The 6744-nt window shown below is 72.9% G+C and carries 3 protein-coding genes and 1 pseudogene; 3 read left to right on the plus strand and 1 reads right to left on the minus strand.

What is annotated here, in order from left to right; genetic code table 11:
• Positions 1-737: lipase maturation factor family protein (locus AB8Z36_RS28705; protein ID WP_369216297.1), on the minus strand; the 737-nt coding region annotated here is incomplete at its 3' end.
• Positions 738-1139: 402 nt separating this feature from the next.
• Between AB8Z36_RS28705 and AB8Z36_RS28710 the strand changes: the two genes are divergently transcribed.
• The 3 genes and pseudogenes from AB8Z36_RS28710 to AB8Z36_RS28720 all read left to right on the plus strand — a co-directional run.
• On the plus strand, positions 1140-4061 hold the full coding sequence (locus AB8Z36_RS28710; protein WP_369216298.1) for a helix-turn-helix transcriptional regulator: 2922 nt from the start codon (positions 1140-1142) through the stop codon (positions 4059-4061).
• Between the two features lie 283 nt (positions 4062-4344).
• Positions 4345-5388, plus strand: a complete 1044-nt coding sequence (aroF, locus tag AB8Z36_RS28715; RefSeq protein WP_369216299.1) for a 3-deoxy-7-phosphoheptulonate synthase — start codon at positions 4345-4347, stop codon at positions 5386-5388.
• 376 nt (positions 5389-5764) lie between these two features.
• Positions 5765-6744 (plus strand): annotated as a pseudogene (locus tag AB8Z36_RS28720) (streptomycin biosynthesis protein); the annotation flags it as partial.

Below are 6744 nucleotides of genomic sequence, written 5' to 3' on the forward strand. Positions count from 1 at the left end.
AGCCAGAGCTGGGTGACGATCATCAGGCCCGCCGCTGCCGACGCCACCGGCTGCGGGGTGAACAGCAGGAACGGCACGATGAGCTGGGTGACGTGGTTGGCCGCCGCCTCCGCGCGGTGCACGGGCTTCGGCAGATGGTGGAAGAACCAGCTCAGCGGACCCGGCATCGGCTGGGTCTCGTGGTGGAAGTACAGACAGGTCAGCTCGCGCCAGCACGCGTCGCCGCGCATCTTGATCAGCCCGGCGCCGAACTCGACGCGGAACAGCACCCAGCGGAGCAGGAAGAGCACCAGGACGGGCGGGGCGACCTCCTCGTTGCCGAGGAAGACCGCGAGGAAGCCCACTTCGAGCAGCAGTGACTCCCAGCCGAAGCCGTACCAGGTCTGCCCCACATTGACGATGGAGAGGTAGAGGGCCCAGGGCAGGAGCCACAGCAGCATCGCGGCCCACAGTGGCAGCAGACCGTCGGCCCCCGCCAGGAGCGCCACCGCCGTCGCGCAGCCCGTCCACGCGCAGAGCGCGAAGAACCGGTCGGAGTAGTGGAGCTGAAAAAGGCTCGGAGCCCGCTTGAACGGCACCCGTGCGACATACCCCGGCACCGGCAGCATGCCGCGCCCGCCGATGAGCGCCCGGAACTGGAGGGCGGCCCCGAGGAACGCCACCAGGTACATCACGGCCAGAGCCCGCTGGAAGACCAGACGGCTCAACCCGTACGCGTCAGCCGTGAACCACTCCACGCCGTCCATTGTGACCCCGTCACCGTCGACAACCGGTCAGGCGGCGCGTCGCCGCGTCATGCCGATCGGGCCAATCGGGGCGGTGCCCTTCCGCCCCTGCCGTCCCGGCTGTCCCTCGCGCCCGCTGCCGCGACTCGCGAATTTGTTCTGGATAGCCGCTCAATTCGTCTTCAGGCAATTGCGCGAAGCGCTGCGCCGCATATGGAGCGAAGGCGTCCGATTTTCTTGTGTGTGGCGCGTTCGTGACGGTAATAAGATGGCATTGAGTCAAATAGTGCTGGTAGTTGATTTTCGGATATGGCAGAGTCGTGTACAGAGGGCCGGGCAACTCGGGAAAAATGGTCCAACTGGTCGTCCGGCCGCTCGCGGATCAGCCGTCAGGTACGGGGGAGAAGTCGGCTCATGAACTTGGTGGAACGCGGTACGGAACATTCGATCATGGAGAGCATGCTCGACGCGTGCGCGGACGGGCATGGCGGAGTACTTCTGGTGAGCGGCGCCGTGGCGAGCGGGAAGACGGCGCTGCTCCGTTCCTTCGGCGAGCGGGCGACCGCAGCCGGAGCACTGTACTTGCAGGCCACGGCGTCGAAGGCGGAGAGCGGCCAGCCCTTTGGCGTCATGGGACAACTGCTGCTCGGCGCCGGTCTGCCGGGGGCGGAGACCCGGCGTGCGGCCCGGCTCATCGGGGCCGGCGGCGAGCCGCGCGGCTGGTCCGAGTCCGCCGACGCCCCGGCGGCCGAGGCGTCGCAGGTGATTTCCGGGCTCTGCGGGATAGTGCTCGAAAAGGCGCGGGAAAGCGTCGTGGTGCTCGGCATCGACGATGTGCACCACGCGGACGAGCGGTCGCTGGAATTCCTTCTCTACCTGGCACGCCGGCTCGACTTCGGGCGCATTCTCGTCGTCCTCGCGGAGAACAGTTCCTTCCCGTCCGCGCAGACGCGATTACATGTCGATTTGCTGCGTCTGTCGGGGTGCCGCAATATCAGACTCGCGCCGCTCCAGCGGCAAGGAGTGGCGGAAATGATCCATGAGACGGGTGAACCGGGGTGGCGCACGCGCAAGCTCGTCTCGCAGGTGCACAGGGCGGGCGGCGGCAGCCCGCTGCTCACCCGGGCGCTGATCGAGGACCACCGCTCCTCGGGCGCCACCGGCGCGGACGGCGCCGACCTGGTGCCCGGCGAGGCCTTCGCGCGGGCCGTGGTGACCGCCCAGTACCGCAGCGACACCGCCACCCGGCAGGTCGCGGGGGCGCTGGCGGTGGCCGGTCCCGACGTCTCCCTCGCCGAACTGGTGGAGGTCCTCGGCGGCACCCGGGAGTCCGCGCACCGCAGTCTGCGCGCGCTGAACGAGGCGGGTCTGCTCGACGCGGGCTGGTTCCGGCACGAGGCGGGGCGCGCCGCGGTGCTGCGGAGCATGGACCCCGCCGACCGCACCCGCCTCGAAGCCCGCCTCGCCCAGGTCCTGCACGAGCACGGCGCCGCCGCGTCCGTCGTCGTGCGCCATCTCATCGCCGCCCAGAAGGTGGACGCGCCCTGGGCGTTGCGCACCCTCATCGAGGCCGCGGGGCGTGCCCTCGCCGACGACGAGGTGGGCCTCGCCCTGACCTGTCTGCGGGTCGCCCGCGACTCCCGTACCGACGCGCGCCAGGCCCTGGAGATACGGGCCGCGCTCACCCGGGCGGGCTGGCGCGTCAACCCCGCGGGCGTCGCCCAGCACCTCCCCGAGCTCACCGCGGCGGCACTCGACGGCCGCCTCGGCCCCCGGCAGGCGGACGAACTCGCCGGGCACCTCCTCTGGTTCGGCCAGGTCGAGCGGGCCCTTGAGGTGCTCCGCACCGCCGAGCGGCACAGCGCGGACCCCTTGGCGCGGCCGGGAGCGGCCGTGCCCTCCCACGAACAGGACGGTCCGTGCCGCTGGATGGCGTACGCCTATCCGGGGCTCGCCCCGGCCGCCCGGGCCCGCGCGGCCGGGGCGCCGCGCCACGAGACGCCACAGGACGCCGCGCAGGCCGCGCCACGGCCCCGGACGCCCGAACACGCCCCCGCCGCGCACGGGACGGCCGAGCACGCGGCGCTCCGGCACGCGCGGAGCCGGGGGCGCGGGCCGCACCAGCGGGCGGCGACCCTGACCAGGGCCCTGCTCGCGGGAGCGGACGGGGAGGCGGTGGTCAGGGCCGAGCAGATCCTCCAGAGCACCCGCCTCGGCGACCGCACCCTGACCGCGCTCCTGCTCGCGCTCGACGCCCTGGTGCTCGCCGACCGCCTGGACCGGGCGGCCCACTGGTGCGCCACCCTCGGCCAGGAGGCCGCCGCGCGCCGCGCCCCGATGTGGCAGGCGTTGCTCGCCTCGGCGAGGGCCCGCGTCGAGGCGCGTGCGGGCGCGCTCGTCACGGCCGAGGAGTCGGTGCGCTCGGCGCTGGCCATGGTGCCCGCCGACGGCTGGGGTGTCGCCGTCGTCTCGCCCCTGGCGACCTCGGTCTCCGTGCTGACCGCGCGGGGCCGCCTCGACGAGGCCGCCGCCCGGCTGAGCGTCCCCGTGCCCGATCCGGCGTTCCAGACCCCGGCCGGACTGCTGTACCTGCGCGCCCGAGGCCAGCACTACCTCGCCGCCGGGCGCCCCTACGCCGCCCTGGACGACTTCCTCACCATCGGGGACCTGATGGCACGCTGGGAGTACGACCTGCCCGCCCTGGTGCCCTGGCGCACCGACGCCGCCGAGGCCCACCTGCGGCTCGGCGAGCCCGACCGGGCCCGTGCGCTCGCCGAGGAGCAGCTCGCTCTCGCGGGCCGGGGAAAGGGCTGGGCCCGCGCGACCTCCCTGCGGGCGCTGGCGAACACCCTGGGCGCCGAGCGCCGCCCGCCGCTGCTGGACGAGGCCATCGAGATCCTGCGCGAGCGCGGCTGCCGGCTCGACCTGGGCCGCGCCCTGGAGGAGTCGGCGCGCGCCCAGCGTGAGCTCGGCAAGAGCGGTCAGGCGCGCGCACTGGCCCGCAAGGCGCAGCAGCTCGCCGGGGAGTGCGGTGTGCCGGTGCCGGGGGCGGCACGCACCGCGGGCGCCGGAGGTCCGCCGCCCGCCGCACAGCCGTGGCCGCCGGGCGCGCGCCGACACCCCGACGAACTGAGCAACGCCGAGCTGCGGGTGGCCGTGCTCGCCGTCCACGGCCTGACCAACCGTCAGATCGCCGACAAGCTCTGCATCACCGTCAGCACCGTCGAGCAGCACCTGACCCGCGCCTACCGCAAGCTGGCCGTCCAGCGCCGCGAGGACCTCGCGGCGAAGCTCGGCCCGGCGCACGAGGGCTGCGACAGGCTGCACGTGGGGTAGACCGAAGGCGGGCACGGTTCCGTTTGTACGCGGCGGCCGGTCACAGGACGGTCCGAAGACCCGTGACCGCCGCGGCGGTCGCCCGCGGCCCGCCCGAACCGCGGGCGGAACGCCGTGCCGCATTGCGCAGTTGGACGCCGACGCCCGGCTTCATTGAGGAAAACACGAGGCACTCCTACCGTGGAATTCCGCTGAATGTCCCGGGGCCCGGAAAAGCGGAATGCAGAGCCGCCGCCCGGCCGTTCCCGGACGCCTTTACGGGAGGACCGCCGTGGTTGTCGTGATGGCTCCGGAAGCCACCCAGGAGAACGTGGACGCCGTCGTTTGCCTGGTGCGCGCCGCGGGCGGGGACGCGTTCGTGAGCCGCGGGGTGACCCGTACCATCGTCGGTCTCGTGGGCGACGTCGACGCCTTCGCCGCCCTCGACCTGGCCCGCCTGCGCGGGGTCCTCGACGTCGTGCGGATCTCGGTCCCGTACAAGCTGGTCAGCCGCGAGCACCACGACGAGCGGACCGTCGTCACCGTGGGCGGGGTGCCCATCGGGCCCGGCACGCTCACCGTCATCGCGGGGCCCTGTGCCGTGGAGACCCGCTCGCAGACCCTCGCCGCCGCCCGGCTCGCCAGGGCGGCGGGCGCCTCCCTGCTGCGCGGCGGCGCCTTCAAACCGCGCACGTCCCCCTACGCCTACCAGGGGCTCGGCGAGGCGGGCCTGCGCATCCTCGCCGAGGTGCGCGAGGAGACCGGGCTGCCACTGGTCACCGAGGTCATCGACCCGGACGGGGTGCGGCTGGTCGCCCGCTACGCGGACATGCTGCAGGTCGGCACCCGCAACATGCACAACTTCGCGCTGCTCAAGGCCGTGGGAGAGGCGGGCAGGCCGGTGCTCCTCAAGCGCGGCTTCGGCGCCACGGTCGAGGAGTGGCTGATGGCCGCGGAGTACATCGCGCAGCGCGGCAACCTCGACATCGTGCTCTGCGAACGCGGCATCCGCACCTTCGAGACCGCCACCCGCAACACCCTGGACATCAGCGCGGTCCCGGTCGTCCAGCGCCTCTCCCACCTGCCGGTGATCGTCGACCCCTCGCACTCCGGCGGGCGCCGTGACCTCGTCCTGCCGCTCACCCGCGCCGCCCTCGCCGTGGGCGCGGACGGTGTGCTCATCGACGTGCACCCCGACCCGGCGACGGCACTGTGCGACGGCGCCCAGGCGCTGACCGGGCCGGAGGTGAGCGAGGTGGCACGGGCCGTCGCCGGACTGACCCCGCTCATGGGCCGCGCCCTAGCCCGGCCGGGCGCCGCTCACCTGCGCGCCGGTAGGGGTGCATAGGGGTGGCGGAACCTGTGGGACCGCTATTAGTGAGGGGTACCGGCTCCGAATGCACGTTGTTAGGGTGAACGTGTTCGGTCAGGTTTGATTCCGATGATTCCGACGGAAAGTCAGGTCCGGTTTCCGCGCGACGGCCGACGCAATCGTGTGTGCCGTCGCGCGCCGCGCCTTTCTCCGTCGTTCCGGTGGCCGCAGCTCGGGCCGCCGTAAAAACCGGCCGCCGCCAAGGCCGGTGACATCACACGCCGGCGGGACCCCGCGTCGCGCTCGTTCAGGCGCCCATGACCAAGGGCGGCAGCGTGCGCGGGGGAGGCGTGCGGCGTTCCGTGCGGGGACACGGGGCGCACGGGGGACATCGAAGCCAGGGGGAGTCGAGTTGCCAGTACCCGAGCACGAAGAGTTCGATCGTCTGATGGTCGTCGAGGTGGAGATCGGTTCGCTCTCGGCGGCGGACTCACCACGTACGTCAGGAGTGGACCGGGAACACGTGGAGGCACTGGCGGTCGTGCAGACCCCGCTGCCGCCCATCACCGTGCACCGGCCGACGATGCGCGTCATCGACGGCCTGCACCGGCTGCGCGCCGCCGAGCTGCGGGGGCAGCGCAAGATCGCGGTGAAGTACTTCGACGGGGCGGAGGACGACGCCTTCGTCCTCGCCGTCGAGTCGAACGTCACGCACGGCCTGCCGCTGACCACGGCCGACCGCAAGCGTGCCGCCGCCCGCATCATCGCCTCGCACCCGCAGTGGTCGGACCGCATGATCGCCTCGGTGAGCGGCATCGCCGCGGGCACCGTCGCCGACATCCGCCGCSGCGRGCYCGSSGCGGCGGACGGCGCCAGCAGGATCGGCCACGACGGCAGGGTCAGGCCCGTCAACGGCACCGAGGGCCGCAGGATCGCCAGCGAGCTGATCGCGGAGGACCCCACCCTGTCGCTGCGCCAGGTCGCCCGCGTGGCGGCGATCTCGCCGGAGACGGTACGCGACGTGCGCAACCGCATGATGCGGGGCGAGGACCCGCTCACCCGCCGCGGCCGGCAGGCCCGGGGTGACGAAGGGGTTCCGGTGGTGCCGCCGAGGCTCGGCCGCGCGCCCTCGGCCGTCCTGGAGAAGGAGTCCGCCCACGACCGCGCCGCCGCCGTGAAGCGCCTCAAGGCGGACCCGGCGCTGCGCTTCAGCGAGATCGGCCGCACGCTGCTGCGGCTGCTCAGCGTCCACTCGATCAGCGCGGAGGAGTGGGAACAGATCCTCGACAAGGTTCCGCCGCACTGCCGGGGAGTTGTGGCGTACCTGGCCAAGGAGAGCGCCGAGATGTGGACGGAGGTGGCGGTGCGGGTCCAGAGCAAGGTGGCCGAGAC

Source organism: Streptomyces flavofungini, assembly GCF_041028215.1.
Lineage (GTDB): Bacteria > Actinomycetota > Actinomycetes > Streptomycetales > Streptomycetaceae > Streptomyces > Streptomyces flavofungini_B.